Origin of the sequence: Thalassobacillus hwangdonensis (genome assembly GCF_042675915.1) — a bacterium.
GTDB classification, from domain to species: Bacteria; Bacillota; Bacilli; order Bacillales; family Halobacillaceae; genus Thalassobacillus_A; species Thalassobacillus_A hwangdonensis.
Window position 1 is genome coordinate 441,960 of the sequence record NZ_JBHTKL010000005.1, and the last position, 26,553, is coordinate 468,512.

Sequence of the window (26,553 nt, forward strand, 5' to 3'; positions counted from 1 at the left end):
GGACATGCGAAATGAAAAATAAATCCGAACTGAAAATGAAAAAATACAAAAAGATACTTCTTTCCTTCAAAGAAAATAAACTGGGTCTTTTCGGTGCAGTTCTGCTGGGTTTATTCATCTTCATCGCTATTTTCGGTCCGTGGCTGACGGATTATGACTCAAGTAGTTATGGTGCTGGAGGCGTATTCGAACCACCAAGCAAAGAGCATCTTCTAGGTACGGATGACATGGGGAGAGACGTGCTCGGCGCTTTGATTGCAGGTACACGTATATCCGTTCTTGTCGGTGTGCTGGCAACCCTCATCTCGATGTTTGTTGGTACGGTGGTAGGGCTTGTAGCCGGTTTTTATGGTGGGAAAGTGGACAACTTCTTCATGCGATTCACCGATGTATTCCTGGTGTTACCATGGCTGCCATTAGCATTGGTACTTACAGCAATCCTTGGTGCGAGCATCTGGAACATCATTCTCGTAATCGGACTGACCAGTTGGCCTGGTACAGCAAGGGTTGTCCGGTCACAGACACTGTCCATCAAAGAACGGCAGTATGTTGAACGGGCCCGGGCATTAGGAGCAGGCTCTCTTTATATCATGAGAAAACATGCACTGCCCAATGTTTTCCCGCTGATTTTTGCCAATACTGTTCTTGTTTCAGCTACCGCTATCCTTTCGGAAACTACCTTAAGCTTCCTTGGAATGGGAGACTCATCGAATCCGAGCTGGGGGATGATGCTTCATTACGCATTCGAATCAGGTGCAGCAAGTCTAGGTGCATACTGGTTTCTGATCCCACCTGGTATATGCGTGGTCGCAATCGTACTTGGATTCACGTTCATGGGATATGCAATTGATGAAATTCTGAATCCACAGCTGAAGAGGGGATCTTAAATGGGACTATTGGAAGTCAAAGGATTGACAACACAATTCAATACAAAAGACGGTACCGTTACAGCAGTAGATGATGTCAGCTTCTCGCTGGAGAAAGGAGAAGCGATCGGCCTGGTCGGTGAATCCGGTTGTGGTAAAACGACGACTGCACTTTCCATTACGAATCTATTACCTGAAAACGGGAGCGTATCAAATGGGGAAGTACTTCTCGAAGGGAAGGATTTGGCAGGCTTAGATGCCGAGGAAGTAAGGAAGCATCGATGGAAAGATATCTCGATCGCTTTTCAGGGAGCTATGAATGCATTGAATCCGGTACTGAAAATCGGTGACCAGATCATAGAAGTGATCATGCTTCATGAAAAGATAGACTATGAGACTGCCAGAAATCGTGCAAAGGAATTGCTAGAGATGGTGGAAATCGATGCAGAGCGGATCGATAATTACGCTCATGAATTCAGTGGGGGGATGAAGCAACGTGTAATGCTTGCTATGGCGCTTGCCTGCAGGCCGAAGGTATTGATCGGTGATGAACCTACGACAGCTTTGGACGTAATGGTTCAGGCGCAAATCCTCGATTTGATTGAACGTTTGCGGGAAGAGCTGGATATGGGGATGATTCTGATCACCCATGATTTGTCTGTCATGGCGGAAACATGTGACAAAGCAGTGGTGATGTATGGAGGTAGAATCGTAGAAAGTGGGAAAGTGGAGGCGATCATTCAACGTCCCACACATCCCTACACGGAAAAACTTGTATCCTCTTTTCCTGATATTACAAAAGAAAGAACGATGGTAGAATCCATTCCCGGTGCTCCTCCTAATCTACTCGATCCTCCGAAGGGCTGTTATTTTCACCCCAGATGTGAATTTGCTACGGATATTTGCAGACAACAGGCTCCAGATTTGAAACCTGTTGGACCTGGTCATTATGCTGCGTGCCACCATAGGGGGGATGAACATGAGTAAGCTGGTAGAAGTAAAAGACCTTAAGGTGCACTTTGGGGTCCGCCAAAGCTTGATGAAGGAATTATTCACAAAGGAAAAAAAGAAAGTCAAAGCGGTCGATGGCATCAATTTTTCAATAGATCGTGGAGAAATCGTTTCTCTCGTCGGAGAGAGTGGAAGTGGCAAGACGACGACAGGGAAAGCGATTCTTCAGTTGATTGAAGAGCAGGAAGGTGACATTCTTTTCGACGGGAAAGATGACTTCAAGAAGAACAAGAAGCAATTGAAAGCTTTCCGTCAGCAGGCACAGATGATCTTCCAGGATCCTTATCAATCTCTGAATCCCAAATATATGATTTACGATATCGTAGCCGAGCCTTTAGTGGTAAACGGGTTAGTGAAGCCCGAGAAAGAACGTAAGGCGAAAGTGGTCGAGGCTTTGGAGTGGGCTGGCCTACGTCCTGCTGAAGAATATTTATATCGTTATCCTCATGAATTGAGCGGCGGCCAAAAGCAGCGTGTCGCGATAGCTTCTGCATTGATTCTCAACCCTAAATTCATCGTTGCGGATGAGCCGGTGTCCATGCTCGATGTGTCAGTCCGTGCTGATATATTAAAACTGATGGTGAAACTACGGGATGAGATGGATCTTTCCTATCTGTTCATTACCCATGACCTGTCGCTGGCGTGGTTGATTTCAGATCGCATTGCCATCATGTATTTAGGGAAGATCGTAGAAATCGGAGATGCAGAGTCGGTAGTGAAATCTCCAAGTCACCCATACTCCCAGGCGCTGATCAATGTCATGCCTTCTCTACGCTCGAAACGAAGTGAAAGGAAAATTCTTAAAGGGGAGCTGCCGGACGCATCCGATATGCCTAAAGGCTGTAGGTTTCACCCAAGATGTCCGATAGCAGAAGAAAAATGCAAGCATGAGATCCCTCCATTGAAAGAGGTTGCAGACGGTCAATATGCAGCCTGCCATTTTGCAGAAAAGAAGGAGGAGACAGATGATAAAGCAGCAGTTGGATCACATTCTTGAAGCAGAACAGGAACAATTGATTGCGATCAGTAAAGAAATACAACGGAACCCCGAATTGGGTGGAGAAGAACATTTTGCATCAAAGACGTTGTGTGATTATCTCGAGAGCCAAGGGTTTGAAGTGCAGCGCGGTGTCGGTGAATGGGAGACAGCCTTCATCGCTACTTTTGAAAAAGGAAGCGGTGGCTACCATGTGGCTTACTGTGCTGAGTATGACGCGCTTCCTGAAATCGGTCATGCATGCGGCCACAACCTGATTGGGGTAGCCAGTGTAGCCGCAGGTGTAGCGCTGGCGAAAAGTGAATCGGAGCAGCCTTTCAAAGTTTCTGTTATAGGTACACCTGATGAAGAGGGGATAGGCGGCAAAATCGACTTGATCAGTGAAGGTGCATTCGAAGGGGTAGATGCCGCCATGATGTTCCACCCAGGCTATGACACGATTTTAGATGTCGAATCCCTTGCATTCCATACATACGACTTTATATTTCATGGAGAGAATGCGCATGCTGCATCCGAACCATGGGAAGGTAGAAATGCGCTCGATGGAGTCATTCATACGTTCAATGGAATCAATGCATTACGAGAGCATTTGAAACCGGATGTTAGAATTCACGGGATCATCAAGGATGGTGGAAAAGCGAATAATATCGTTCCTGATCGAGCGGTCGCTGAATTCTGTATCCGTTCGGAAGACAATGACTATTTAACGGAAGTCGTCAATCGCGTGAAAGATTGTGCCAAGGGTGCAGCATTAATGAGCGGAACAGAGCTTGAAATACAGCCTGTCGGTCATTTTTATGATGCGATGCAAAGCAACAAAGCAATGGTAGAGGTCTATGCAAAGGCGTTAGATGAAGTCGGCTTCGTCGATAAGTCCCGTCACAAAGAGGGGATGGGTTCAATTGATATGGGGAATGTCAGTCGTGTCGTTCCTTCCATTCACCCAGTACTGTCACTGACTGACGAGCTGGTTCCGGGGCATACGAGAGCATTTACGGAATTATGCAACAGTCCTTATGCATACGAAACAATGATTACAGCTGGAAAAAGCATGGCTTTAACAGGCTGGGAGATTATTCAGGATAAAACTTTGCAGAAACAGATAAAAGAAGAATTCGAGCAAATGCTGTCGAATGGATGATTGGAGGAATTGGATGAAAGTAGATAAATACCTTTTCGGAGAAATGACATGGCCGGAAGTGAAGCAGGTAGTGAAGGAAGAAAGGGTAGCGGTCGTTCCGGTCGCAATGATTGAAGAGCATGGACACCATTTGCCCGTGGACACAGACGTCGTGCTGGCAAACGAAGTGTGTGTCAGAGCGGCTAAGCAAATCCCGGAAGATATGGTCGTAATACCACCGATCAATCATGGGTATGCTCCCCACCAAATGGATTTCCCTGGGGTGATTTCGATCAGTCAGGAGACATTCATTCACTATGTAGTGGATGTATGTAATAGTTTAGCCCATCAAGGCTTCAAACGTATTTTACTGTTGAATGGTCACGGAAGTAATGTGCCTTTGTTGAAGGTAGCGGCACGTCAGGTCTTCCTGGAATACCCTGACGTCATGTGTGCGTCCATGTCGCATTGGGATTTTGAACCGGTTGTGACACTTGCAAATGAAATCCGTGATTCAGAAAACCCTGGTGGCATCAACCATGCCGGGGAATTGGAAACTTCCATGTACCTTGCGATCAAAGAAGATCTGGTACAAATGGATAAAGCAGTAAGGGACTTGGATAAGTACCAGATGTCGAAATACTTCTGGCTGGATCTGGTCGGAACCGGGGAAGGCCGTCCCGTAGTCATGGTGCCACAATGGAGCGCCATATCCGAGACGGGAACCCTCGGCGACCCTAGACCATCCACGAAAGAAAAAGGTGAGAAACTGCTCGGAGCTGCAGTGGACGGCTTAGTAGAATTCATCAAACTATACAAGGAACGGGATCACGGACCACGAGTGAACCATCATTTATAACAACCAGGGCACGCCTCACACGCGTGCTCTTTTTTATGCTTACTTAATATGACAGTGCGTTTCAGCCTTGAATCCCTTATAATAGAGCCTACGTGTTGAAAAATAAAAGGATGATCGTAATGAAGTGGCTGGTATACACAAGTTTTATTATCGTGTTTTTGGCAGTTACCGCGTTCGGAATAGGGCCGGTCGTGTTTGCAGATGGTCCGACGGATGAAAGGATCCTTACGCTGATCGTCGTCCTGGTGATCTATGCGATGCTAGCGGGCTGTCTGATTTTGTATCGAAAAAGGAATATCATGAAATGAAGCGCTCAGATGATCTGAGCGCTTTTTTTAATTGTTACTAATAAGTAAAAAGGTGAGATGATTAAAACTTACCCACTAAAATCATTTAAGAGTTATCTTGAAACAGGGTCTTAAATAAAACGACCGGATTGTTGAAAATCGCTTGGTAATAAGAAATTAGTTAGTGTAAAGATTGTAGATATTTCACTTAAACTAAACCGATTTCATTGTGAAAGCGATACATGGGAAGAGGTATCGACTACAGTACCCAATAATAATAAAAGGACTGGGCGTACTTTGTTCGGTTTTTTATATTTTTGTAAGATATTTGAGTTTATCGCGTCTTATATGTAAGGAGGTGAAATGGTGACACAGCTTGAGGATATTTATAATACATACTTTAAAGATGTATTTTTATATGTGTATAGTTTATCTGGCGATAAGCATATCTCTGAAGATATCACTTCGGAAACTTTTATGAAGGCATTATCATCGCTGGACAGTTTCAGAGGAAATAGTGATGTCCGTGTTTGGTTATGCCAAATCGCCAAAAACAATTATTACTCTTATTTGCGTAAGAAAAAAAGCTTTGTAGATTTAGAGTCGGTTCCCGAATCAGCTAGTGGAGACAATGTAGAACAAGATATAGCCACTTCAGAAGCGTCTATGAAGGCACATGAAATTATCCAAGATTTAAAAGAGCCATACAAACAGGTCTTTACGCTCCGTGTATTTGGAGAACTGTCATTTAAGCAAATTGGCAAATTGTTTGCAAAAAGTGATAACTGGGCTTGTGTTACTTATCACCGTGCTAGAGAAAAGATTAAAGTGCGATTGGGGGATTATCGATGAAAATCAGCTGTAATGTGATCAGGGATATACTGCCGTTATATGCCGAGGATATGGCAAGTCAAGATACGAGAGATCTAGTCGAAGACCATATAGCTTCTTGTGAAAACTGCAAAAAACGCCTTGAAGAAATGCGGACTTTTGAAGAACCACCAGTAGATACAGATATAGCTCCCTTAAGAAACATACAAAATTCATTGCGAAGGAAAAAGCTGCAGACAATTATATTTTCAGTCATGGTAACATTGGTTTTTGCAGTGGTCACAATGGCTTATCTGACAACGCCAGCATACATCTCTTATAATGAAGATGCGGTTTCAATCATTGAAAAGGATGACGGAACTGTACTTTTGAATTTTAGTGAAGAAGTCGCTGGGTTTGATGTAACCGAATATCCAGCAGCAGACAATTCAGGTTATGTCTATGATATAACGACATGGGAAACGATTTGGCACCAGAAAATAAGCAAAAGCAACCCCGAAAATACGGTCTTAAACCCGAATGGGGAAACGGTCGCTTCCATCTATTATTACAATACCGATGGAAGTGAAGATACTTTAATTTATGGAGATCCAATAACAGATGGTTCTGTCATGACGTTACCTCGGCTAGTGTTAAGCTACTATGTGTTCTTTGCTATAGGATTTTTACTAATTAGTGGAATTGGATGGGTCCTATTCCGTAAGAAAGAAAAAATAAGAATTGGACTAGAAAAAATCATTCTATTGCCTATCTCCTACCTATTTGCTCACTTACTTATAAAAGGTCTTCACTCTACAACTTATCTTGCTGAACGAGACTTTTATCTAATATTATTAGTCACAATTTCTTTATATATTGCGTTGTTAACTGGAAGGAACCTATTAAAAAAACTATCAATTAAGAAGCAGAAAAGTACTTTATAAAAGGATCCTACCGCTGATCGGCGTCCTGGTGATTTATGCGATGCTTGCGGGCTGTCTGATTTTGTATCGGAAAAGGAATATATCGAAATGAAGCGCTCAGTTGATCTGAGCGCTTTTTTAAGTGAAACTGCTTTATCCAAATTAACCCGGATAAAAGCGCATTGGAAAGTTATGTTAAAATTTAGAGAGAGTATGTGAAGTAATGTGCTTCAATTATCGGATCAGTAGAGTACAATAGGATAAAAAATAAAAAGGAGAGGTTTCTTATTATTGGAGGTTCAGAGTACATAACTAACTTTTATATCTACACAATTATTGCTGGGGTTATAGTTGGCCTAATGGCTTTCCTAGTAGTAAAGGATTTAGTTAGTAAGAAATTCTTTGGAACTCGCTTTATCACCTTATCCGTGTTTGGTATCTATTTTGGATGTTCAGCTATTTATTTGAGCATGACCAGTATAGATGATGCAAAAGAAATTCTTTCTATCGATGAAGAAGGAGTTTTACTGCATGGGTTGATAAGGGATGAGGTAAACCAATCTATACTTCATCTAGTGATAAGTATTATTAGCCTGTTTTGTTATTTTCTTCTTCGTTCAAGAGACAAAGAAAAGTGCGGAGTTTCATGATGAAATTTGGGGAGCTTACCTGAAAAAATTGGGGCGATCGTTGCATAGGTGCTTTTGCTTATTGAGGTTACTTGAAGAAGGAAGGAGATAACAAAAGATGAAGTTCAATACCGTTCACATTGATAGATTATTTATTTAATGTAACCGAAAGGCTGGAATTAATCATGACAAAAAAAGAAGCACCGAAAATACAAACAGAACGATTGGTTTTACGTCCGAGAGCAGAAAAAGACATTCCCAATATGATTAAAATGTTTAACAATGATGAAGTAAGAGAATTTCTTGGAATTAATCCCCCTCGTGATGAACACTCAATGTTAGAAATGGTTAGGAATCGTACTGAAACAAAATGGACGGTCGCATTAAAAGATACGGATGAATTCATCGGTGATGTAATGATCCCAGAAATAGCAGAAGGTTATCTTGGCGAAATTGGTTATCGCTTCATGAGGGAGCATTGGGGAGGCGGTTTTGCGTATGAAGCGGTTTCCGCGGTCATTGAGCATTGCAAAAGCACATTACACCTTAAACGCCTATTTGCTACTATAGATAATAAAAATATGAAGTCAAAAAAGTTAATTGAAAAACTCGGATTTACTTTGGTAGCGGTGTTGCCTGAATCACATTTACACGGCAGAGTTGCCGATGTAGCTTACTATTCTCGTTTAGTATAAGCATCCTTACGCTCTCCTGAGGAAATTGGACAAACAGGTGAGTGTTTAAATGGTGGATATTTTTAGTAAAGCGAAATGATTATAGTAAAGAGGATTAGTTGGGAAGGTATTGAAAGAGTTCTCGTATTAGCTTAAATAGGTAAGAATGGACTTGTCTTCAGTTTTTACTTGAAAAACACCTGTAGATAATACATTAAATTTCAAGTGTCCTAGCTACAGGTGCCATATTATTGGTGCTCATTTTTTTGTTTTCCTATTAGTCTGGTTCTCAGTTTCATGTTACTGACCTATCAACGGATACGTAGTGATTTCTTTCAAAGTATCATTCATTAGTTTAACTTCCCATGCATGAAAATCGAGTGCTGCCAATTGAATTGCATTCTCAAGTACAATCCGATCCTCTTCCGTAACTATATCTTCATCCATTGTGTATTGCACCGCAGCAACACCGTTTGTAATGGATGAGTCGACAATTTGTATCCCTTCAACAATTGCTGACGAGTAAAATGCATCGGCAAGATCTATTGAGCCCATTGCTTCAATCGTTTCTGGGAAAGAGAGTGGCTGATCGTTTTCATTAACCACTTGCTCCTCCAGCTCGCCACCAGGCAGAAACAGTGTTTCCCCTAATTCTTCATCATAAATCGTATAGTAACCTCGTGTTAAATCTCTTTCATCTTTAACGGCAATAGGTTCATCGATTGATCTTTCAGCTAATGTCACAGCCTTCTCACCATCAGGATTTAAAAAGGTTATTTCTTCTACCCCATAAAGATCACTTATCCCATATAACGCCTCGAAGAATAAATTGCTTTGTGCTGAGGTTGCGGCTAATTCATTCCCATCTTCATTGAACTGAATGATTAGGTTTGGCCACTCAAATGATAGATCAGCATACGAACTTAAAATATCCTGCTCAGACGGATCATTATTTAAAAGCGATGTTTCTAAGCGTTCTTCAGGTGAGAGTGCTTGTTCTTCTCCCTTATCACGGTGGATAGCGTATGCTGTATAAAACCCACTTTCACGATCGAATACTTGAGTATCAATAAAATAATCAGGATCCTCTTGAGTCCCGGCATAAACGTCATCTGTGTTGCTCTCTTCATCATTGGAAGTTCTAGCTTCATCTGAAGTATCCTTATTTTCAACGTCACCATCACCAGATGTGCCATCTTCTTCAGAGTCCAAGTTATTATCGCTTTCAACGTTGTCCTCTTTACTGCCATCATTTTCTGGAGAATCCGCACTTTCATTTTCAGCAGTCTCAGATGTCTGCGGATTTGCTTCTTCTTCTGAGCTTTGACATCCAGTAATTATAAAAGCAAAAGTAATCAACCCGGCTATTTTTGTTATTTTTTTCAATTTTATCCACCTCCTAATCCAGATATACCCCCTCAGGAGTTTCTTAAAAGTTAACTTTGAATATTTAATTTATTTTCCCAACACCTAAATAAATTAATGATTATTGATAACAAGTTTATAGATTGGTTGTTCTATTTGTAGATTTTTAAGTGAGTTTAATCAACTTCTTCAAGAGGGATGGAAGGTGGTTTCTCGGAGTCCAGTTAGATTGGTACCACTGGTTTCTTCACTGTTATTCTGGAGAAGATATAGGCAGCATTTTTTCGGGATTCGTTGAAGAAAAGGAGCACAATAGTTTAAATTACCGCCTTTTCAGAGGGCGGTATTTTTTTAAGTTTATCCATGTTCATTCAGGTAAGGTGGTCTCATCTCGAGTAGAGTGCCTCCCTTGTATGAAATAGAACAGACCACCGTATTGGTGGTCTGTTTTTTGATGGTTGAAATGTCTGGTACGAGATCGAACAGCTGCGTTTGCAATTAATTCAAAGCACTTTCACAGTCACCTTTTTTACCTAAGTATCAATATTCCGGATGATCTTCATCGGAATGGTGGGCAGTTTGGGATGCGCTCTCGTGATGATCAACTTCAGTTGCTGACATTCCGTAAATAGCCGCAGAACTTACTAAAAGCAATAGAAATACTTTTAAGAGTCCATTCTTCATATAGAATCACCTCCTTGATCGAGTATCATTTTGTAGTAATCATTCGCTTTTTTATAATGGAAGTTCGCTTCATGGTGCAATGCTGCTTTCTCCGCATAATGCTTTACACTTTTTCTGTTGTTTACCTTCAGAAAGTAAGGTAAGGCAATATCTCTGATGTAATTATAGTAAGCATGATGATCAGCTTGAAGTTCCAACTTCTTTAACTGGAATTGAATCTTTAAATCGTTCTCTTTCACATTTCCTTTTAATGCCTTCTCCACCCAAATTTCTGCTTTTCGAAATTCTTTCATCTGCTGATACACTTGAGTGAGTTGGAGGACGGTACGATAATAACTTTCAGTGTCACTGTCTTTGTACTTCAAACTTTTATGATAGTAGGAGATGGCTTCATCAAAGTTCTTTTTTTCGCTATGCAAATATCCCAAATTGTGAAAGGTCTTACCTAAGGTAATGGTATTGGAAATCGAATGAGCAACGCTCAAAATATCTTTAAATACCAACTCTGCATTATCATATCTTTTGATCCTTAGAAAATTAATTCCCAATATTACCTGACAATCAAGACTCCTGTAGATATTCATTGATTGATCGAACTGGTTTTTGGCTGATTGAGAATAGTAGATGGCAAGGGAGGTATGATTCAAATGACTATAAGTAAGAGCGAGATGATAAAACAATTCCGGGTCATGGAAGTTATGTTTTTTGGCTAGCTCTTCCGCTTCATGCAAGTAGGATGTACCTTCATTGAATAGCTTCTTTAAGCAATGGACAAGGCCGGAGAAGTAGTGAAAATAAAAGGATTGATAAGCGTCCAGTTTATTTATCATGTCTGAAAGCTTCTTTTGCAGTTCCTCTGCTGATTGGATATTCTTCCAATAAACGTAATAACGAATGGATAAAAGATCAAACCATATAGCTAGGTCAGGATATATGTCGAAAGAAAGGGATTTCAAGCATTTGTGGTGTTTTTTGATATTAATTTCATTCTTACTTATAAGATTTTTATAGAGTAATTCCATTTCTATCAAGCTCTCTGTTACGGTAGACGCTTGCTCCTGATAGTCTATATGTAACTTTTCAAGTAGCAGTGAAAGGGTTTCATGATTAGGTTCATTCATGCGTTGGTTCTCTAGTTTGCTTAAATAAGTGATTGAACATATGCCACTGGATAATTGCTTTTGAGTCAATCCTTGATTTACCCTTTCGAGGTAAATCAGCTTACCATAATCCATCTTCGTGTATTTATCTGCTAATAACACCCTGGTACCCCCTCTAATTATCTGTTGAGCAAATTCATCTTCAGGTTGTTTTACGGACACCTCCTTAATTTTACCTCAACAAATTTTCTAATTAATCAGAAAGTTTACTCATATTTAAAGTGGTTCATGGTCCTTTATACCTAAATTCCGGATATAATCCCTATTTATTGTTGGGAAAACACCATCTATTAGCCCCCTTTAAAACCCCTTTATTCCGCCATTTTTCTCAATAAAAATCAGCAGGATTCTACCTCTTTCTCCGTGAATTTCTAGAGTAACCCAACAAAGGAGGAAGTAGAATGAAATTTAAAACGAAGATTGCTAGTTTGTCGCTTTCACTTGCCATGTCGTTAGCTGTTTTACCAGCTGTAGGTGGGGCTGCTCCCAAGGCTGATCTATCAGAGTCTGAAGCATCACCTATAAAGCAAGTAGAAAAAAATTCAAGTGATTACGTGAAAGGTGAGGTCATTGTAAAGTTCAAAGACAACGTGAAGAAAAATGAAGAAACTAAGGCTTTGAATACTTTGGGAGCAAACGTTTTACCAGATGAGGACGCGGTGGATTCTAAATTTAAAGTACTTAAGGTAGGAAATGTAGAAGCGGTCGTTAAAGCGTTGAATAAGAACCCGAATGTGGAATATGCAGAACCGAACTATACGTTCAATGTAAATTGGATACCAAATGATACTTATTACAGTGGTTATCAATATGGGCCGCAGAATACTGACACAGAATTAGCATGGGACATTACCCGTGGCAGCAGTAACCAGGAAATTGCGATTATTGATTCAGGTGTAGACTATAATCACCAGGATTTGAATGGGAAAACGATCAGAGGATATGACTTTGTGGATAATGATTATTATCCGATGGATGCTAATGGCCATGGGACACATGTTGCAGGTACAGCTGCTGCAGAAACGAATAACGCTCAAGGTGTAGCGGGTATGGCACCAAATACTAGGATTCTAGCAGTTCGTGCACTTGATGCTAATGGAAGCGGCTCACTTGCTGATATTGCAGACGCTATCACTTATTCAGCTGACCAAGGTGCAGAAGTAATCAACCTTTCTCTAGGGTGTAATTGCGATACGACTACTTTAGAAAATGCTGTTAATTATGCTTGGAACAAAGGATCCGTCGTAGTTGCTGCGGCAGGAAATGATGGGGTGTCCACGACCTTTGAACCTGCTTCTTATGCTAATGTCATTGCCGTTGGAGCTGTTGATCGATACGACCGCAAGGCATCTTTCTCCAACTACGGAACTTGGGTCGATGTCACTGCTCCTGGTGTGGATATTGCTTCCACGGTTCCAGGTAATGGATATGCTTATATGTCGGGTACTTCCATGGCTTCCCCTCACGTTGCAGGTCTTGCAGGATTACTGGCAGCGCAAGGAAAGAGCAACTGGCAAATTCGCCAGGACATCGAACAATCTGCTGATGCTATCAGCGGTACTGGTTATTACTTTGAGCATGGCCGCATCAACTCTTATGATGCAGTAAGATAATTAACTTTTAAACAAGTCCCTTTGAAGGGGGCTTGTTTTTTTATGTATTAAAAATGCAGCGCAAGCAGTTGAGGAGTTAGACGGCTTAAATGCACATCATAAATGTTCAGATATCTGCGATAAGGCTAAAGATTGATTTATCGTTAGGAATAAAAATGACATCCTTACAAAAAATAAAACAAAGGAGGGGGTTCAGTGAAGATAGCGATAATAGGTGCAGGACTGGCCGGTCTTTCGTGTGCATTGACCTTGGAAAAATACGGGTATACTGCTGATATATTTGAGCGAAGAAAAGAAGTAGGTTTTCAGTATGACATTGCGGAACTAATGACCCCTATTCTTCATGCACCCATTAATGACTCGGTTAAATTTTTTTCTGAGACACATGATATCCACTTGAAGCCCTCCAGCAATGTACAGAAGGTCCATGTCCATTCTGAAAATGAAACTGCCTATATAGAAGGAAATATCGGTTTCATCAATATGCGCGGTGAATACAAAAATTCTTATGAAAAGCAGTTAGCCCAACAGCTGAATCATAGTAAAGTCCACTATGACAGTCATGTTACTTATGAAGATATTTCCAAAGAGTGTACGCATGTGATACTAGCCACAGGCGATCCACAGGATACTCAGCAAATTCAGCCGTTTCACATAGCCTTCCCTTCTACCTTTGCCGGGGCTATCGTGAAGGGGGATTTCGTACGCAATGAGGTACATACCTGGTTCAATAGCCACCTTGCTCCAAAAGGTATGGGCTATTTGTTACCTCACTCCGAAACACATGCAACACTCGTGATCGTCTACCCTCAATATGAAGAGGATTGGTTAACAAGAAGAAATGAGTACTGGGAGGCCATGGTGAAGGATGCCTCCCGTACACTAAAACAGGAAATCATTATTGAAAAAGAATTTATGATCGACGATTACATTGTCGGAAAATGTAATTATTCACGAATTGGCAATACATTCATAGTTGGCAATTGTTTCGGAGGTATTACCCCATTTTTAGGTTTTGGACAGACAGGAGCTATGCTCAGTGGTATCTATGCAGCTCAGGATATTTGCGGGCTTGGGGATTACGAAACTCTATGTAAACCGCTGTATAAGGATTATGAGGATTCCCTGGTACTGCGTAAAGCGATTGAAAAGCTGAGCGATAAACAACTTGATTTAGTGATCAAATCACTTCAAAATTCAATGGTGAAGAAGATTGTCGCCCAACCTGACATGAGTGTTTTGAAAGGTATCAGCCACTTGTTGAAGCCTTTTATATCGAAATAATTTAAAGAGCCTGCCTCCGAATTTTTACCAGGTTAGGCTCTTTGCTATACTTGATAAGGAGAATCTCTTTCCCCCAACTCCGGTTGAAATGCAGGAATGATAGAAGCACATTTGACGGTAGGTCAATAAATATAACAGTTAAATGCAGGTCAGCCTTCATAGCAACGATAGGGGCGATGCTGTTATGGGGAAAAATCCAACATAAAAGACCCGGAACTTATCCGAGCCCTTGTTTGGTCAGTGTTCATATATCATCTTCTTGGTCATGCCGCCATCAATGACCATATTTTCTCCATTGATGAAATCATTTTCTTCTTTACTGAGGAACACACACGCTCGCGCGATATCTTCAGGCTTACCGACCCGCTTGGATGGGTGCTGGAAGTGATCGACGTCTCTTAAGCTTTCATATTCCTCCGTCTGGATCCATCCGGGGCTGATGCAGTTGACTCGAATGTAGTGCTCACTCAATGTCATCGCCAGGGAGTGGGTTAATGCGACGATGCCACCTTTACTTGCAGAGTAAGCTTCCGTATGAGGCTCAGCCATCGAAGCCCTTGTCGAAGCGATATTGATGATGCTTCCGCCTTTATCCTTCATCATTCCGGCTGCTTCTTTTGTCATGTAGAACATGCTGCTCAGGTTGGAGGCAATCACTTTATCCCAGTCACAAGCCTCTGCTTCCCAGAAATTCTTGAATTCAGACACTCCTGCATTGTTTACAAGAATATCAATGCTTTCATACGTTTCTTTAACCGTATGAAAAAGCTGCTGTACTTCTTCAACCACTCCCACATCACAAGCCTGGAAAATAACTTCAGCTCCATTCGCACGCAGGTCATCGCTTAATTTCTGCCCGGCTTCTTTATCTTTATCGACAATCAGTACTGTATATCCGATGTCAGCAAATGCATGGACAATCGATTTGCCGATTCCGTTTGCTCCACCTGTTACCACCGCAGTCTTTCTGGATTCCATTGAAACTCCTCCTTTTACGCTTATCTTACCTGTTCTGAGCGCATCTAAACCAGTCGCTAGAGAGTGAACACTTCAATAAAAAAAGCAGCTTTCACCATGGAAAGCCACTTTAATCAGACGCCTCGCTTATTTCCCCACAAAAGTGCATGGACCTGGGGAAGGACGCGAACTCGGTTAAGGGTTGATGATTGGACCACCTGATCGATCAACCATTCGTATTTAGTTAACAGTACGCTTGCAAGGTTTTCTGCATTGCTTTCTTCGAGATCATCGTTTCCTACTTGTAAAAAGAAGGGGACACCCGGATAGCGCTGATGCACCTTCTCTGCATACGCCAGGTCATCCTCGTCGAAAATGACTACTTTTAAGCTGGTCTGATCCGATTTACCTTCTTTTTGCATCCGTTCAATGATAGAGTCGAGCGTTTCCCAATTAGTGTCCATTCCGGAGCTGGGAGGCTTCGGTGAAATCGTCAAGTCATCGATGTCGACAAACCAATCCTGCCATCGACTTCCCTGTGTTTCCAGTGCGACTTCACAGCCTTGTGCGTGCAAGGGGTCAATCAATTCTTTTAAGTGGACGAGCAGTGCAGGGTTCCCGCCTGATATCGTGACATGATCGAACTGATCTCCGCCAATCGAGCGTAATTCCTCTACAATCTCTTCAGCAGTCAATCTACGAATCTCATCCTTTGCACTGCCATCCCACGTAAATGCAGAATCACACCACGAACAGCTGTAGTCGCATCCGGCGGTACGAACGAACATCGTCTTCCTGCCAACGACCATTCCTTCTCCCTGGATGGTAGGGCCGAAAATTTCAAGTACAGGGAATTTATTCAACTTCCATCCACTCCCGTCGTGCTTCAGCATAGCTTGTAGGAGTTTCATAGAGTTTGACGAACTCCACTCTGGCACCATCATAATCGCCTTTTCCAAGTGCTTCTTGCATCTTTTCATAAATCCAGACGACCATATTTTCAGCGGTCGTGTTCATCGGAGGCAACGTTTCGTTGATATATCGATGGTCCAGGTAGATTTCAATTTGATCCTTCCAGATTTTTTTCAGATCACCGAAATCCATCATAATTCCGATGTCATCGGTGTAACCACTGATTCCGAAAATGACTTTGTACGTATGTCCGTGAAGGTTTTTGCATTTTCCTTCATACGCATGAAGGTGGTGGGCGGCATCAAAGGTGAACTCCTTACTGATCAGCACGCGCTTCTTGTGGTAACGCAGCTCGCTTCGTTTGATGTCTTTTTCAAATTTCTGAAGGTCTTCAACGATTCGAAAACCGAATTGATCAAGTGTCATGAACGTTGCGCTCCTTTCTGTTCGGCTAAATACTGGTCCAGGCCATTTTTACGCAGCTTGCAGGCTGGGCATTCCCCGCAGCCGTCCCCGCGCACACCGTTGTAGCAGGTAAGTGTCTTTTCACGGACGAAATCGAACGCTCCGAGTTCATCTGCAAGTGCCCATGTTTCTTTTTTATCGAGCCACATCAGTGGTGTGTGGAGCACGAACTGCTCATCCATCGACAGGTTCAACGTGACATTCAACGATTTGATAAACACGTCTCTACAGTCAGGGTATCCACTGAAGTCTGTTTCACAAACGCCGGTGATGACATGCTTGGCGTTCACCTGCTTCGCCATCACAGCTGCAAATGAAAGGAAAAGCAGATTGCGACCCGGGACGAAAGTAGAAGGGAGGGCACCATCTTCGCCTTCCTTCACTTCGATGTCGTTTCTCGTCAGCGCATTCGGCGTCAATTGACTCAATAACGACATATCCAATATTTCATGCTTGATTCCAAGATCATTCGTGATTTCTTTTGCGACTTCCACTTCCTCCGCATGACGCTGGTTGTAATGGAATGTCACAGCTTCTACTTCATCAAAATGCTTCATCGCCCAGAACAAACAGGTGGTACTGTCCTGGCCACCACTGAAAACGACGACAGCTTTATTGTTTTTCTCCATTAAAAAAATTCTCCTTTCAAGAAAAGAGAATTCTACACACCCGAACTAAAATAAAAAAACCATACCTAAGGCGAGGTATAGTCTGATCCTTAGTTTTTTATAGAGGGTGTTGCTAGAACCTCTCCTGCATCGGTTGACGCAGACTTTTATTCATTTCTAAGCAGTAGTATAGCATCTGAGTGGACTCCTGTTAAGTGTATTCGGTCATGTACCATACATTTACAAATTTATATTCTAAATATATTGAATTATTTATTCTATTAATATAGAATTATATAAAAGAATGGAGGTAGGTTATGGGAATTTTTACTGCGACAAGCAGAAAACGAGAAACCTACAAAGTAGAAATTGCTCAATCCTTGCTTTGGGAGTGCGCGCTTGGAATTGCAGCAGTAACAAATGGTCGTCTGCTCGATACGATGGAAACTTCAAAAGCGGAGTGGGGGAAGTTAAGGAATAGACTTTCCGATCAGTTAAATGATCAGTTGGATCTTGTACAACAGAACAACACTTGGAAAACGCTATTACAATTGCTGCATCAAGGTGATTTTCATAGGTTGGAAGATTTCATCGAGTATATCGATCGTATGGACGGGAGAAGTCTGAAATTTGTTGCCATTCCATTCCTCGGGGATGATTTACAGGATAAACGCAGGAAAGCTTCGGAAGGTCATAATGAAGCAATCGAACATTTGAAAGAAGTGACGAGGGACAATCCGTTTTTTCCGAATTACATTGAATATATTGCAAACGAAGATACAGGTGAATTGAAACAGCATCTGACTGAGGTAATGGAAAAATGGTACAAGGAAGTCGTGGAACCACAAGCAGATAAGCTTGAGGGTATATTGGAGAGAGATGCTACAGCTAAAGTTAAAAATAAAACTGCGATGCATCCAGAATCCTTTGTCGAATGGGCGACAGGGGGGATATCCTATCTACCTGAACCGCGAGTAGAGAAGGTGTTGTTGATTCCGCACGTCACTTACCGACCGTGGAATGTCGAAGCGGATATCGAAGGGTCGAAGGTATTCTATTATCCTGTTTCGAATGAAAGCATCCATCCAGGAGATGCGTACACACCCAGTGCATCACTCGTGCAGAAGCACAAGGCGCTAGGGGATGAGGTAAGGTTGCGCATCATCAAGCTATTAGCAGAGCAGGACCAAAGCTTACAGGACTTGCATGGACAATTGGATGCTGGAAAGTCTACGGTTCATCACCATTTGAAAATTCTCCGTTCGTGCCGTCTTGTAGAAGTGGATAAAGGCGTTTATACATTGAAGCGGCAAGCGTTGGAGTCATTGGCTGGGGAATTGAAGGATTATATCGGGTGGTGAATGTATGGGACAGGTAGAGTACCAATCTCAAGCACATGAGGAAAACCCATCATTCAAAGTGAATTATCCGGTATTTCGTTTGATGGGCGGGAATTTTGTGTCCTTTTTCGGAGATCAGATCTATTTGATTGCGATTCCTTTGATTGTGCTGGCATTGACAGGATCTCCGTTTATTATGGGGGTGGTCGCTGCTCTTGAGCGGTTACCAATTTTGCTCCAACCATTTTTAGGAATCGTCGCGGACCGGTTCGATCGCAGAAAAGTTCTGATGGTCTGTGATGCGCTCAGAGGAACAGTTGTATTGATTTTAGGAGTTACCTATTTGACTGGAAACCTTCCTATTACATACTTATTGATCGGTGCATTTGTAATCGGACTGCTGAGCCAGCTGTATAACACTGCTCAGTTCGCTATACTGCCGAGGCTCGTTCGTCCATCCGACTTACAACTGGCAAATTCCATCAATAGCGGGATTTTCCAGACGTCAGTATTTATTGCACCAGGGCTTGGTGGCATCCTGATTGCTGCTTATGACCCAGGCTATGCGCTGGTGATCAATGGAATCAGTTTTTTTGCAGCACTCTTGGCAGTTTCCAGTATCAAGCTTTCCCCACCGGAAGAAAAGCAGGCATCAACTGGATGGATGCTCCAGATTAAAGAGGGTTTTCGTTTTGTCATTCAAACGCGACCGATTCTGTTTACCAACTTGTCGATGTTCTTATCCATATTCGGAACGACAATTTTGTTGACACTGATGGTGTTTCATTTGAAAGATACAATCGGATTGACTGCTGGGCAGATAGGATTTCTTTTATCGATCGGTGGCTTAGGTGCAGTAGGCGGTGCGCTTGCATCAGGATTTTTCAGAAAAAGGTTTTCCTATGGAAACATCCTCTTTACAGCTGCATTAATTGGGGGAGGATCGATTATTCTGTTCGCGTACGTCCAATCGTTTGTCCTCTTGGTTGTGGCGAATGCTATCGGGACCGTTTGTGCATCGATTCAAAGTCCTTGTATCGTGACGCTGCGTCAATTGCTCACGCCGGATCGATTGTTAGGGAGAGTACAGGCCACGAGCAGGTTTATGACGTGGATGCTTATGCCGGTCGGAGCATTCAGTGCTGGTGTTCTGGCAGAATATATAGGAACTTCGATGACGATCGCAATTGGTGGGATGGTCACCTTAATTGCAGGATTTCTTTATTTGCATCCATCGCTCCGTGTTCGTGCGATGCATCCATAGTAAAAATCCGCGGAGGCTCAGCCTCCACGGATTTATAATGGTGTCACTTCAAGTCGATTGTAAATGGATCCATTTCTACTATCTCATCATTGAGACTAAGCGTAGGGAATGGGACAATCAGCATATAATCTTCAATTGACTTACTTTTTGCGAGGTCGAAGGTGGATGTGTAACGGTATTTATCCTGTTCCGAATTTTCCACCGTGGTATTTCGAATCGTGTGCTCGATCATCTCTGAGTAATAATTCGCATGACCACTGTCATCCAGTTGGAAATGTTCCTTTGGTACGAGTTTGACGAACTCAGCAAAATTGTCCAGGATATCTTGCCTTAAAGAACTATTTTCCATGTTGTCCACCGTGTAGTCGAGGGTCAGTTCGCCATCTTTAGCAGCCATATCATGCACAGTGATTTGGTAGTCGAATCTTGGACTGTTCACGGTGAATGGTGCGGCATCATCCAATGTGTGGTGGCCATGTTTATCTTGCAATTCGACCTCCGCACTAACGTTCAGTGAAGTTACATTCTCATCAAGTCCGGTTTTGAAAAGCTCACGCACCGTCTTTTGTACCTTCCCATCAGTTTCAACGAAATCAATGACTGTCGAGTTTGACTTTGCTAACCGGTTCCCTAAATTGTCTGTAATAGAAAGGTTGATGTGATCATCTTTGTTATCAACTGTGTAACTGTATTCGAGCAAGGTAGTTGCTTTCCCTTTGGTAATGGAGTGGACGCTTACATCATAAATTCCGTTTGTTTGACTATCTACTTCAATTGTTTCAGCAGGAATTTTCTCCACCGGCACATCAAATTTCCATGTCCCATTCACATCTGCCATATGCGTGAATGTGAGTGGTAACGTGAAATCTTTAGGTATGTTCGCCTCACTACTGTAAAATTCAATTGATCCGATGAACGTATCTCCGTCCTTCTTCAGACCAGAACTCCCGGACCCCCATTGATTCTGATCTTTTCCATCAAATAGGTGATAATTCAATCCACCAACAGGGCGGTTGCCTTTATCCATATGTTCAATGGTGAGGTCTTTTCCTTTTGCTTCGAAAGTGACCCCCATGACATTCCCGTCGTAGTAAGCGCTCGTAATCGTTACATCCACACCATTATCCGTAGACGTTTCGTTAAGTTCGGTCACTGCATCATTGACATACAACTCATTGCCCAAGCTGGAACCGACCTTCTGATAAATGGATCCTAGCACAGGAACATCTGCCAATACATTCGAAACTGGTGCGAACAGGAAACCAGATACGAGAACGAGAGAGGCTGCTGTACTTGAAAGGGCTCCACTCAATTTCCATGCTTTTTTCCGTTTCATCTGACGCTTTTGTTGTCGGCCGTCTTCCATTCCCTTTGAAATTGCTTGAAACACTTCATCTTTCGGCACTTCAATATTCTTCATTTGTTTATCCATCCACTTTTTATCCATATACGTTGACTCCTTCCAATATCCGCTTCAGCTCTGCTTTTCCGCGGTGAAGATAGGTTTTGATCGTTCCTTCAGGCTTGTCCATCGTTAGAGAAATTGATTGAATCGATTGGTCATGATAATAGAAAAGGATGATGACCGTCTGATAGTGGTAGTCCAATGTTGCTATTGCATGAGCAAGATCCATCTCATCCTCTTTTGCTACAGATTCTGAAGGGGCGATCTGATCAAGGAAATCATCCCCGGTAAGTACGATTTTCTTTTGCTTTTTGATGAAGTCATACGCAGTCCGGATCAATATTTTTGTAAGCCATGTGCTGAAGTAAGCAGGCTCCTTCAATTGGTGAATCGAAAGGAAGGCTTTGCATACAGCTTCCTGAACGATATCAAGCGCATCGTCTTTATTTCTTACATAGAGATAAGCGGTGCGATAGAGCTTGTCGCTTTCTTCGCGGACAAGCCATTCAAACGCTCGCTCATCTCCTTTAATCGCTTTCTTTACTAGTTTTACATCCATCTTTCAACCTCCTGTCACCCATTAGAGCAACCACCCTGGCAAAAAGTTTCAAAAATATGTACCAAATTTCATTTTACATGGAAAATCACTTGAAATAAGCAAAAAAGGAACCGTCCGAAAACGGTTCCTTTCTTTAATCTTTCTATTACTGGTTCATCCACTCCTGCTGGCGCTCGAGTCGGTGAGTCAGCTGCTTTTCAGCTACACGGTCCATGACCGCCTCGACCTTGGAATTGCGGAATTCTTTTTCTACGCGATCCAATGTCAGCTTCATCACCTTGATGGAAGCCTTCGTGCGCATCCGATCTTTCCGGTCCGCATCCTGCAGGAAATTCGCGAACGCATCCAATAAGATTTCATAAATTTGTTCACTTGTAAGTGTGCCGTCGTTCACGTACATGATCATCTTCTGGGAAAGTTCTTCTGAGCTCAGATCGCCGTTCATCCATTGCTCAATATCCAGTTCCAATTGTTCAGTAGGGGAGACCTGCGCTTCGACCAAGTCTTCAATCCCTCGGGGCTTCAGTTGTCTCGTCCCATTAAATTCTCCGGAGAGGCCGGTAATCGTAATCCGATCTCCTTCACCATATGGAAAAGTTTCGAATGTGGTTCCTGTACGGCTGTCGAGTCGGACAAGGACGGATTCATCGCCTTTGACAGCGGTGAATTCGGTGGTTCCGTAAGCATTTGCTTCTCGTAAATCAGTGATTGTTACGTCTTCCAGCTGTACGAGTGAACCTTCGTTGGATTCATTCACTTCTGCAGGTGTAACGGAAACGGGCTCAGGAATAGCAGCAGTACCGGTCACTTCCAACTTAGAGACATTTCCCAACTGGAATTCTCCGTTATATTCATCGGTTTTTCCTGTAAGTCGTACGACATCTCCGGGATTTACATCAACATCACCTTGGTACACATAGGTACCAGCAGTATCATCCTGCATATAAAAACCATTGCTTCCCCAAAGCCCTGATTCGGAAGTGACGACACCTTCGACAGTTACTTCAGTTCCGATCGGTAATGCTTTTGCTTCTTCTACGGTCACTGCAGGTGCTTCTGGTTCTTCAGGATCTCCATCATAGTCATCGGATCGAGTATAGCCTGCTTCATTGGCTTCAGCCTCTGTCCAGAAAAATACACGTTTTTCCACTGGAACTTCAGACCATTGCTCAGGAGCAAGATAAAGCATTGTATCGGAATTCCCGACGTACTTTGAAAATCCTTTCTGATCATCATTCGCTCGGAACACGAATGGAAGCTCAAGGAGTGGGTCCTCCGGGTTCCAAATGCCGAGTTCCGCATCTTTGGCAGCTTTTACTGCATCTTGATAATCCGGATAGACGTCTTCATTGATCGGGTAGAGGAAGTAGGTGACCGCATAGCCTTCCTGTACCATTTTCAAATTGGTATTAAGATTGTCTTCTTTTCGAATGACCTCTGCCAGCAAACGGCCGTAGTCATCGGTAGCTTCTTCTCCGACGCGGACGATGACTTCATCTCCCTGTTGGAGCAGTTCATTCATATAAACTTTGGCAGCTTCACCGAGCCGCTGTTGGTTTTCATTAATCGTATCTCTTGCAGGATCATCGTTATGAGCCGCATAAGTTTCCGGCGTGTCGATATTCACGTAACGGACCTTCGTAGTGCCAAGTACTGGCGATTCCAAATGGATCGTATCTCCATCGACGACACTTTTCACCGTTGCTTCGTAATCGCCAGCTACGCTAGGGATCTCCGGCTGTTCTGCTGAAACCTGCAAGTCATCCAGTGAGCGAGGAATGATTTGATACGTATCATATTGACTCAAAATTGCTGTAATGTCGTACCAGGTTCCAGACTGGATCTCTCCAACATCCATCGAACCTTCGATAACTCTGAGCGTTGTTCCATTGAAGTTTTCATCAATCAGGCTGATGTTATAACCGCCACCTGCAGGGTCTGCAGGTACATCCTTCACATAGCCAGTCAGATGGACAAGCTGTCCTTCCAATGGTTCTGCAACTGAAGCATTCTGAAGGTCTTCCAATGTGACTTCTGCTGGTGCGGGAAGTGGGTTGTTTTCTGACAACTTCGTGAGTTCGGTAGGAACGAGTTCCAGCAATTTCTTGTAGCTGTCCAGCTTTCCTTTCACCATGACTTCATCCCCTTCTTTCAGATTAGGAAAAGCAGATGGATCGAAAGCGAATAGGTTGATGCCTGCGGTTTCATCCTGGATGTATGTAGATAATTTAGAGCCTCCAATGGCATCATTGTCTGCAAGTACAATGCCAGTCACCGTGACTTCTGTTCCGACCGGTTGATTCCGGGCTTCTGCAATCGTCATTTCTCCTGATGCAGGAGGATCTTCCGGATCGGATGGGGAACTGAGATGTGCTCCTAAATAGGTGAATGTATCCTTCGCGTGTGCATCCCAGTTTTCAATCGTGAAGGTATCACTTCCGGTGGTTACAGCTTCATTACGGACAAGAGTTTTGTCTGCGCCGAAGTCTGTATCATCTCCGATTGTACCGATTACATCAATGATCGAGCCATTCTGTTTAAGTGCTACGGCATCATTGCCATTGAAATTGGCGGTAGTGGAGTTTTTATCCGTAACAGACTGAATGGAATCGCCGGCACTGCTATGCGACAGGACATACACATCTCCTGAGGCTAGAGTTCCTGAGAGTGTATCCGTGTTGGTTGGTGTGGTGCTGCCGTTGGAGTAGAGTTCGACAGTGATCGTGCTTAAATCAAGCTCCGATCCCGTTCCATTATAGATTTCCAACGCTTTGTTATAGCTGCTGCCTTCCACATATTCCGAGAAGAAAATTCCTTCGGTCTCCTCAGCATGAGCGGGCTTGATTGTCGAGAAATTAGTAAGGACAAGGACAGCGATCATCATGATCGCCAAAACTTTAATGAAACTGTTTTTTACCATTTTCATCCTCCTGTGTGAGATAATTGAATTCAGTTTCAGTGTAGCAAATGAATGTTAAAGGAAGATGAAGCTGGAATAAAATGTTTCCAATGACCTGTATAATCAGGCAAAAAGACATAGGGATTGAACGGAACTGAAACAATAGACCCGTGCGCGGTGTCTAGTTGATAATTTGAAAAGGTGGGGGAAGAGAATGAAAGCAGTAATTTTTGATTTTGATGGATTGATCGTCGACACAGAATCTGTCTGGTTCGACGTTTTCAAAGATGCGCTCCAAGAATACGGAGTAGACCTTACTATGGAAGAATTTGCGCTCGCAATTGGTACTACAGACGATGTACTGTTCGATCATTTGGATAAAACTTATGCTGTACAGTTGGATCGAAATGCAATCAGAGAAAAAACGGAAGCACTCTATCAGCAGCGGATGGAAGTGCTGATTTTGCGTGAAGGAGTGCTCGATTATTTACAGTCCGCAAAACAACTGGGATTGAAAATCGGTTTAGCTTCAAGCTCTAGTCGAAGCTGGGTGGAAGGCTTTTTGAAGAAGTTCGATATCTTCAATTATTTTGAAGTGATCCGGACGAAAGATGATGTGAATCGGGTGAAACCGGATCCGGAACTTTATCTGCAGGCAGTGGAAGCGTTAGAGGTAGCACCTGAAGAGACGGTGGTGTTCGAGGATTCGGCAAATGGCCTGGAAGCCGCTAAAGCAGCAGGCCTCCATTGCGTGATGGTACCGAACCCTGTCACAGCCATATTGTCGTTTGAAGGCCACCGGTTGAAGCTTGCTTCCATGGGTGACATGGAACTGAATCGTGTCCTTGACCAAATCTCAGCCAAAGCATAGCTCCTGGTAATTACACCGAGAGCATTTTCTTTCTTCCTGATACTGAGGGAAATGCTCGAGGTCCATTGGTTGGTTCTTGCTGATATCATCCAGGTACTTCATCATTTCCTGGATGCTCATGCCGAACAGGTTCTGCACATTCGTCAGATCTGCTTCATTGAGCTTATATTCCTGATGAGTACCTTCGAGCAAATATTCGTTACGGATGACAATTTGATCAAGCGACTCAATATTGAACCGCTGTTTTACATACAGGGCGTATAAAGCCAGCTGATTCCGGTCTTCTGACGACGCTTTACCAGTCTTCCAATCTACGATGATCCATTTATCACTTTTCAAGTCTCGATAAAGGAAGTCCATCACGACGTAGATTTTCACATCTCCGACTGTCATGAACCGGAACTTCTCTGACTCGATGAACTGCATCTTTTCCTTTTTCTGAATATCGGAGAACGTTCGACTCTTAAAAAAGTGAACAATAGCAGCGTCCAGTCGGGATTTGATTTTTTCTATCTTTTCTTTCGGTAGTTGCTGGTGCTGACTGTAATAGATTTCGTGCAGCATCGTGTAGCGATTCGGTTTATCATGCCAAAGGTGTTCCTTTTTGGTCGATTCAATGAAACCTTGGTTCAATTGGTTCCGGATCCGTTCGATCAGTGCGTTTTCAGAAGGGATACGGTCTGTTTTCAAGTAGTCCTGGATGACATGATAGATGACATCGTGGACAAGACTTCCGAAATGTATTTCCAAATTGGTGATTTTTTTCAGCCGGTACGTATGGCGGGCCAGTGAGTCCGCATCGCGTAGCCAGCCATTATGGGAAACGTAATAGTCATACGCATATTTTCTCGGGCAGTCCATCAGCGTCTTATGACGGGAAACTGACCAGGACAGCTCAGGGAAAGGTTTTATTTCAAACATAGGAAATCCTCCTGTGACATCACATAACTTTCATTCTTCTATTCTATCAGATGAATGACTTCTTTTACGA

The 26,553-nt window shown here is 42.8% G+C and carries 26 protein-coding genes and 1 riboswitch; of the genes, 15 read left to right on the forward strand and 11 right to left on the reverse strand.

What is annotated here, in order from left to right:
* Positions 1–11 precede the first annotated feature (11 nt).
* The 10 genes from ACFQ2J_RS11700 to ACFQ2J_RS11745 all read left to right on the forward strand — a co-directional run bounded on the left by ACFQ2J_RS11700 (position 12) and on the right by ACFQ2J_RS11745 (position 8,197).
* Positions 12–887, forward strand: a complete 876-nt coding sequence (locus tag ACFQ2J_RS11700) for an ABC transporter permease (protein ID WP_386060395.1) — start codon at positions 12–14, stop codon at positions 885–887.
* The gene (locus tag ACFQ2J_RS11705; protein WP_386060397.1) at positions 888–1,853 is read left to right on the forward strand and encodes an ABC transporter ATP-binding protein; all 966 of its coding nucleotides are present in this window, start codon (positions 888–890) and stop codon (positions 1,851–1,853) included. It begins immediately after the preceding gene.
* The gene (locus ACFQ2J_RS11710; RefSeq protein WP_386060400.1) at positions 1,846–2,874 is read left to right on the forward strand and encodes an ABC transporter ATP-binding protein; all 1,029 of its coding nucleotides are present in this window, start codon (positions 1,846–1,848) and stop codon (positions 2,872–2,874) included. The genes ACFQ2J_RS11705 and ACFQ2J_RS11710 overlap by 8 nt, the downstream gene beginning before the upstream one ends.
* A complete protein-coding gene (locus tag ACFQ2J_RS11715; RefSeq protein WP_386060404.1) occupies positions 2,843–4,015 on the forward strand; it encodes a M20 family metallopeptidase in 1,173 nt (390 codons plus the stop codon). Before ACFQ2J_RS11710 ends, ACFQ2J_RS11715 begins: the two co-directional genes overlap by 32 nt.
* Before the next feature lie 13 nt (positions 4,016–4,028).
* On the forward strand, positions 4,029–4,853 hold the full coding sequence (locus ACFQ2J_RS11720) for a creatininase family protein (RefSeq protein WP_386060407.1): 825 nt from the start codon (positions 4,029–4,031) through the stop codon (positions 4,851–4,853).
* 119 nt (positions 4,854–4,972) lie between these two features.
* Positions 4,973–5,161: a DUF6954 family protein gene (locus ACFQ2J_RS11725; RefSeq protein WP_386060410.1), complete on the forward strand. Its 189-nt coding sequence runs from the start codon at positions 4,973–4,975 to the stop codon at positions 5,159–5,161.
* Positions 5,162–5,503: 342 nt separating this feature from the next.
* Complete coding sequence (locus ACFQ2J_RS11730; RefSeq protein WP_386060412.1) at positions 5,504–5,992, forward strand: RNA polymerase sigma factor; 489 nt, start codon at positions 5,504–5,506, stop codon at positions 5,990–5,992.
* The gene (locus tag ACFQ2J_RS11735; RefSeq protein ID WP_386060414.1) at positions 5,989–6,894 is read left to right on the forward strand and encodes a zf-HC2 domain-containing protein; all 906 of its coding nucleotides are present in this window, start codon (positions 5,989–5,991) and stop codon (positions 6,892–6,894) included. The genes ACFQ2J_RS11730 and ACFQ2J_RS11735 overlap by 4 nt, the downstream gene beginning before the upstream one ends.
* Positions 6,895–7,232: 338 nt before the next feature.
* Positions 7,233–7,523 (forward strand): hypothetical protein, encoded by a 291-nt coding sequence (locus ACFQ2J_RS11740; protein ID WP_386060417.1) that lies wholly within the window; start codon positions 7,233–7,235, stop codon positions 7,521–7,523.
* 164 nt (positions 7,524–7,687) lie between these two features.
* Positions 7,688–8,197, forward strand: coding sequence for a GNAT family N-acetyltransferase (locus ACFQ2J_RS11745; protein WP_386060420.1), 510 nt, complete (start codon positions 7,688–7,690; stop codon positions 8,195–8,197).
* A gap of 279 nt (positions 8,198–8,476) precedes the next feature.
* Here ACFQ2J_RS11745 and ACFQ2J_RS11750 read toward each other — a convergent pair whose 3' ends face one another.
* From ACFQ2J_RS11750 to ACFQ2J_RS11760, 3 genes are all read right to left on the reverse strand, one after another.
* The gene (locus ACFQ2J_RS11750) at positions 8,477–9,562 is read right to left on the reverse strand and encodes a hypothetical protein (RefSeq protein ID WP_386060423.1); all 1,086 of its coding nucleotides are present in this window, start codon (positions 9,560–9,562) and stop codon (positions 8,477–8,479) included.
* Between the two features lie 519 nt (positions 9,563–10,081).
* Positions 10,082–10,225 (reverse strand): hypothetical protein, encoded by a 144-nt coding sequence (locus tag ACFQ2J_RS11755; protein ID WP_386060426.1) that lies wholly within the window; start codon positions 10,223–10,225, stop codon positions 10,082–10,084.
* Positions 10,222–11,547: a helix-turn-helix domain-containing protein gene (locus ACFQ2J_RS11760; RefSeq protein ID WP_386060429.1), complete on the reverse strand. Its 1,326-nt coding sequence runs from the start codon at positions 11,545–11,547 to the stop codon at positions 10,222–10,224. Before ACFQ2J_RS11760 ends, ACFQ2J_RS11755 begins: the two co-directional genes overlap by 4 nt.
* A 239-nt stretch (positions 11,548–11,786) precedes the next feature.
* Between ACFQ2J_RS11760 and ACFQ2J_RS11765 the strand changes: the two genes are divergently transcribed.
* Both ACFQ2J_RS11765 and ACFQ2J_RS11770 read left to right on the forward strand, forming a co-directional pair.
* Positions 11,787–12,998: a S8 family peptidase gene (locus tag ACFQ2J_RS11765; RefSeq protein WP_386060432.1), complete on the forward strand. Its 1,212-nt coding sequence runs from the start codon at positions 11,787–11,789 to the stop codon at positions 12,996–12,998.
* Positions 12,999–13,193: 195 nt separating this feature from the next.
* On the forward strand, positions 13,194–14,282 hold the full coding sequence (locus tag ACFQ2J_RS11770) for an NAD(P)/FAD-dependent oxidoreductase (RefSeq protein ID WP_386060434.1): 1,089 nt from the start codon (positions 13,194–13,196) through the stop codon (positions 14,280–14,282).
* A 237-nt stretch (positions 14,283–14,519) separates the two neighbouring features.
* Here ACFQ2J_RS11770 and ACFQ2J_RS11775 read toward each other — a convergent pair whose 3' ends face one another.
* From ACFQ2J_RS11775 to queC, 4 genes are all read right to left on the reverse strand, one after another.
* Positions 14,520–15,260, reverse strand: a complete 741-nt coding sequence (locus tag ACFQ2J_RS11775; RefSeq protein WP_386060441.1) for an SDR family NAD(P)-dependent oxidoreductase — start codon at positions 15,258–15,260, stop codon at positions 14,520–14,522.
* Between the two features lie 113 nt (positions 15,261–15,373).
* The gene (gene queE / locus ACFQ2J_RS11780) at positions 15,374–16,102 is read right to left on the reverse strand and encodes a 7-carboxy-7-deazaguanine synthase QueE (protein WP_386060444.1); all 729 of its coding nucleotides are present in this window, start codon (positions 16,100–16,102) and stop codon (positions 15,374–15,376) included.
* Positions 16,095–16,577, reverse strand: coding sequence for a 6-carboxytetrahydropterin synthase QueD (gene queD, locus ACFQ2J_RS11785; protein ID WP_386060446.1), 483 nt, complete (start codon positions 16,575–16,577; stop codon positions 16,095–16,097). Before queD ends, queE begins: the two co-directional genes overlap by 8 nt.
* A complete protein-coding gene (gene queC / locus ACFQ2J_RS11790; RefSeq protein WP_386060449.1) occupies positions 16,574–17,245 on the reverse strand; it encodes a 7-cyano-7-deazaguanine synthase QueC in 672 nt (223 codons plus the stop codon). Before queC ends, queD begins: the two co-directional genes overlap by 4 nt.
* 83 nt (positions 17,246–17,328) lie before the next feature.
* A riboswitch (PreQ1 riboswitch) is annotated at positions 17,329–17,373 on the reverse strand.
* Between the two features lie 168 nt (positions 17,374–17,541).
* On the opposite strand from queC, the gene ACFQ2J_RS11795 reads away from it, so the two are divergent.
* Positions 17,542–18,585, forward strand: a complete 1,044-nt coding sequence (locus tag ACFQ2J_RS11795; protein WP_386060452.1) for an ArsR/SmtB family transcription factor — start codon at positions 17,542–17,544, stop codon at positions 18,583–18,585.
* A 4-nt stretch (positions 18,586–18,589) separates the two neighbouring features.
* Complete coding sequence (locus ACFQ2J_RS11800) at positions 18,590–19,828, forward strand: MFS transporter (RefSeq protein WP_386060455.1); 1,239 nt, start codon at positions 18,590–18,592, stop codon at positions 19,826–19,828.
* 43 nt (positions 19,829–19,871) lie between these two features.
* On the opposite strand, the gene ACFQ2J_RS11805 is transcribed toward ACFQ2J_RS11800, so the two are convergent.
* The 3 genes from ACFQ2J_RS11805 to ACFQ2J_RS11815 all read right to left on the reverse strand — a co-directional run bounded on the left by ACFQ2J_RS11805 (position 19,872) and on the right by ACFQ2J_RS11815 (position 24,712).
* The gene (locus ACFQ2J_RS11805; RefSeq protein WP_386060458.1) at positions 19,872–21,275 is read right to left on the reverse strand and encodes a DUF4179 domain-containing protein; all 1,404 of its coding nucleotides are present in this window, start codon (positions 21,273–21,275) and stop codon (positions 19,872–19,874) included.
* A complete protein-coding gene (locus ACFQ2J_RS11810) occupies positions 21,268–21,792 on the reverse strand; it encodes a sigma-70 family RNA polymerase sigma factor (RefSeq protein ID WP_386060461.1) in 525 nt (174 codons plus the stop codon). The genes ACFQ2J_RS11805 and ACFQ2J_RS11810 overlap by 8 nt, the downstream gene beginning before the upstream one ends.
* A gap of 145 nt (positions 21,793–21,937) precedes the next feature.
* A complete protein-coding gene (locus ACFQ2J_RS11815) occupies positions 21,938–24,712 on the reverse strand; it encodes a thermonuclease family protein (RefSeq protein ID WP_386060464.1) in 2,775 nt (924 codons plus the stop codon).
* Between the two features lie 193 nt (positions 24,713–24,905).
* Between ACFQ2J_RS11815 and ACFQ2J_RS11820 the strand changes: the two genes are divergently transcribed.
* The gene (locus ACFQ2J_RS11820; protein WP_386060467.1) at positions 24,906–25,562 is read left to right on the forward strand and encodes an HAD family hydrolase; all 657 of its coding nucleotides are present in this window, start codon (positions 24,906–24,908) and stop codon (positions 25,560–25,562) included.
* Here the strand turns inward: ACFQ2J_RS11820 and ACFQ2J_RS11825 are convergent.
* A complete protein-coding gene (locus ACFQ2J_RS11825; protein ID WP_386060469.1) occupies positions 25,548–26,483 on the reverse strand; it encodes a PD-(D/E)XK nuclease family protein in 936 nt (311 codons plus the stop codon). The two genes, ACFQ2J_RS11820 and ACFQ2J_RS11825, sit on opposite strands and share 15 nt — an antisense overlap.
* Between the last annotated feature and the right edge of the window lie 70 nt (positions 26,484–26,553).

What these genes read in the sequence shown, in the direction of transcription:
- ACFQ2J_RS11700 (WP_386060395.1), top strand. Translation starts at nt 12, where the DNA reads ATGAAAAATAAATCCGAACTGAAAATGAAAAAATACAAAAAGATACTT.
- ACFQ2J_RS11705 (WP_386060397.1), top strand. Translation starts at nt 888, where the DNA reads ATGGGACTATTGGAAGTCAAAGGATTGACAACACAATTCAATACAAAA.
- ACFQ2J_RS11710 (WP_386060400.1), top strand. Translation starts at nt 1,846, where the DNA reads ATGAGTAAGCTGGTAGAAGTAAAAGACCTTAAGGTGCACTTTGGGGTC.
- ACFQ2J_RS11715 (WP_386060404.1), top strand. Translation starts at nt 2,843, where the DNA reads ATGATAAAGCAGCAGTTGGATCACATTCTTGAAGCAGAACAGGAACAA.
- ACFQ2J_RS11720 (WP_386060407.1), top strand. Translation starts at nt 4,029, where the DNA reads ATGAAAGTAGATAAATACCTTTTCGGAGAAATGACATGGCCGGAAGTG.
- ACFQ2J_RS11725 (WP_386060410.1), top strand. Translation starts at nt 4,973, where the DNA reads ATGAAGTGGCTGGTATACACAAGTTTTATTATCGTGTTTTTGGCAGTT.
- ACFQ2J_RS11730 (WP_386060412.1), top strand. Translation starts at nt 5,504, where the DNA reads ATGGTGACACAGCTTGAGGATATTTATAATACATACTTTAAAGATGTA.
- ACFQ2J_RS11735 (WP_386060414.1), top strand. Translation starts at nt 5,989, where the DNA reads ATGAAAATCAGCTGTAATGTGATCAGGGATATACTGCCGTTATATGCC.
- ACFQ2J_RS11740 (WP_386060417.1), top strand. Translation starts at nt 7,233, where the DNA reads ATGGCTTTCCTAGTAGTAAAGGATTTAGTTAGTAAGAAATTCTTTGGA.
- ACFQ2J_RS11745 (WP_386060420.1), top strand. Translation starts at nt 7,688, where the DNA reads ATGACAAAAAAAGAAGCACCGAAAATACAAACAGAACGATTGGTTTTA.
- ACFQ2J_RS11755 (WP_386060426.1), bottom strand. Translation starts at nt 10,225, where the DNA reads ATGAAGAATGGACTCTTAAAAGTATTTCTATTGCTTTTAGTAAGTTCT.
- ACFQ2J_RS11765 (WP_386060432.1), top strand. Translation starts at nt 11,787, where the DNA reads ATGAAATTTAAAACGAAGATTGCTAGTTTGTCGCTTTCACTTGCCATG.
- ACFQ2J_RS11775 (WP_386060441.1), bottom strand. Translation starts at nt 15,260, where the DNA reads ATGGAATCCAGAAAGACTGCGGTGGTAACAGGTGGAGCAAACGGAATC.
- queD (WP_386060446.1), bottom strand. Translation starts at nt 16,577, where the DNA reads ATGACACTTGATCAATTCGGTTTTCGAATCGTTGAAGACCTTCAGAAA.
- queC (WP_386060449.1), bottom strand. Translation starts at nt 17,245, where the DNA reads ATGGAGAAAAACAATAAAGCTGTCGTCGTTTTCAGTGGTGGCCAGGAC.
- ACFQ2J_RS11795 (WP_386060452.1), top strand. Translation starts at nt 17,542, where the DNA reads ATGGGAATTTTTACTGCGACAAGCAGAAAACGAGAAACCTACAAAGTA.
- ACFQ2J_RS11800 (WP_386060455.1), top strand. Translation starts at nt 18,590, where the DNA reads ATGGGACAGGTAGAGTACCAATCTCAAGCACATGAGGAAAACCCATCA.
- ACFQ2J_RS11805 (WP_386060458.1), bottom strand. Translation starts at nt 21,275, where the DNA reads ATGGATAAAAAGTGGATGGATAAACAAATGAAGAATATTGAAGTGCCG.
- ACFQ2J_RS11810 (WP_386060461.1), bottom strand. Translation starts at nt 21,792, where the DNA reads ATGGATGTAAAACTAGTAAAGAAAGCGATTAAAGGAGATGAGCGAGCG.
- ACFQ2J_RS11815 (WP_386060464.1), bottom strand. Translation starts at nt 24,712, where the DNA reads ATGGTAAAAAACAGTTTCATTAAAGTTTTGGCGATCATGATGATCGCT.
- ACFQ2J_RS11820 (WP_386060467.1), top strand. Translation starts at nt 24,906, where the DNA reads ATGAAAGCAGTAATTTTTGATTTTGATGGATTGATCGTCGACACAGAA.
- ACFQ2J_RS11825 (WP_386060469.1), bottom strand. Translation starts at nt 26,483, where the DNA reads ATGTTTGAAATAAAACCTTTCCCTGAGCTGTCCTGGTCAGTTTCCCGT.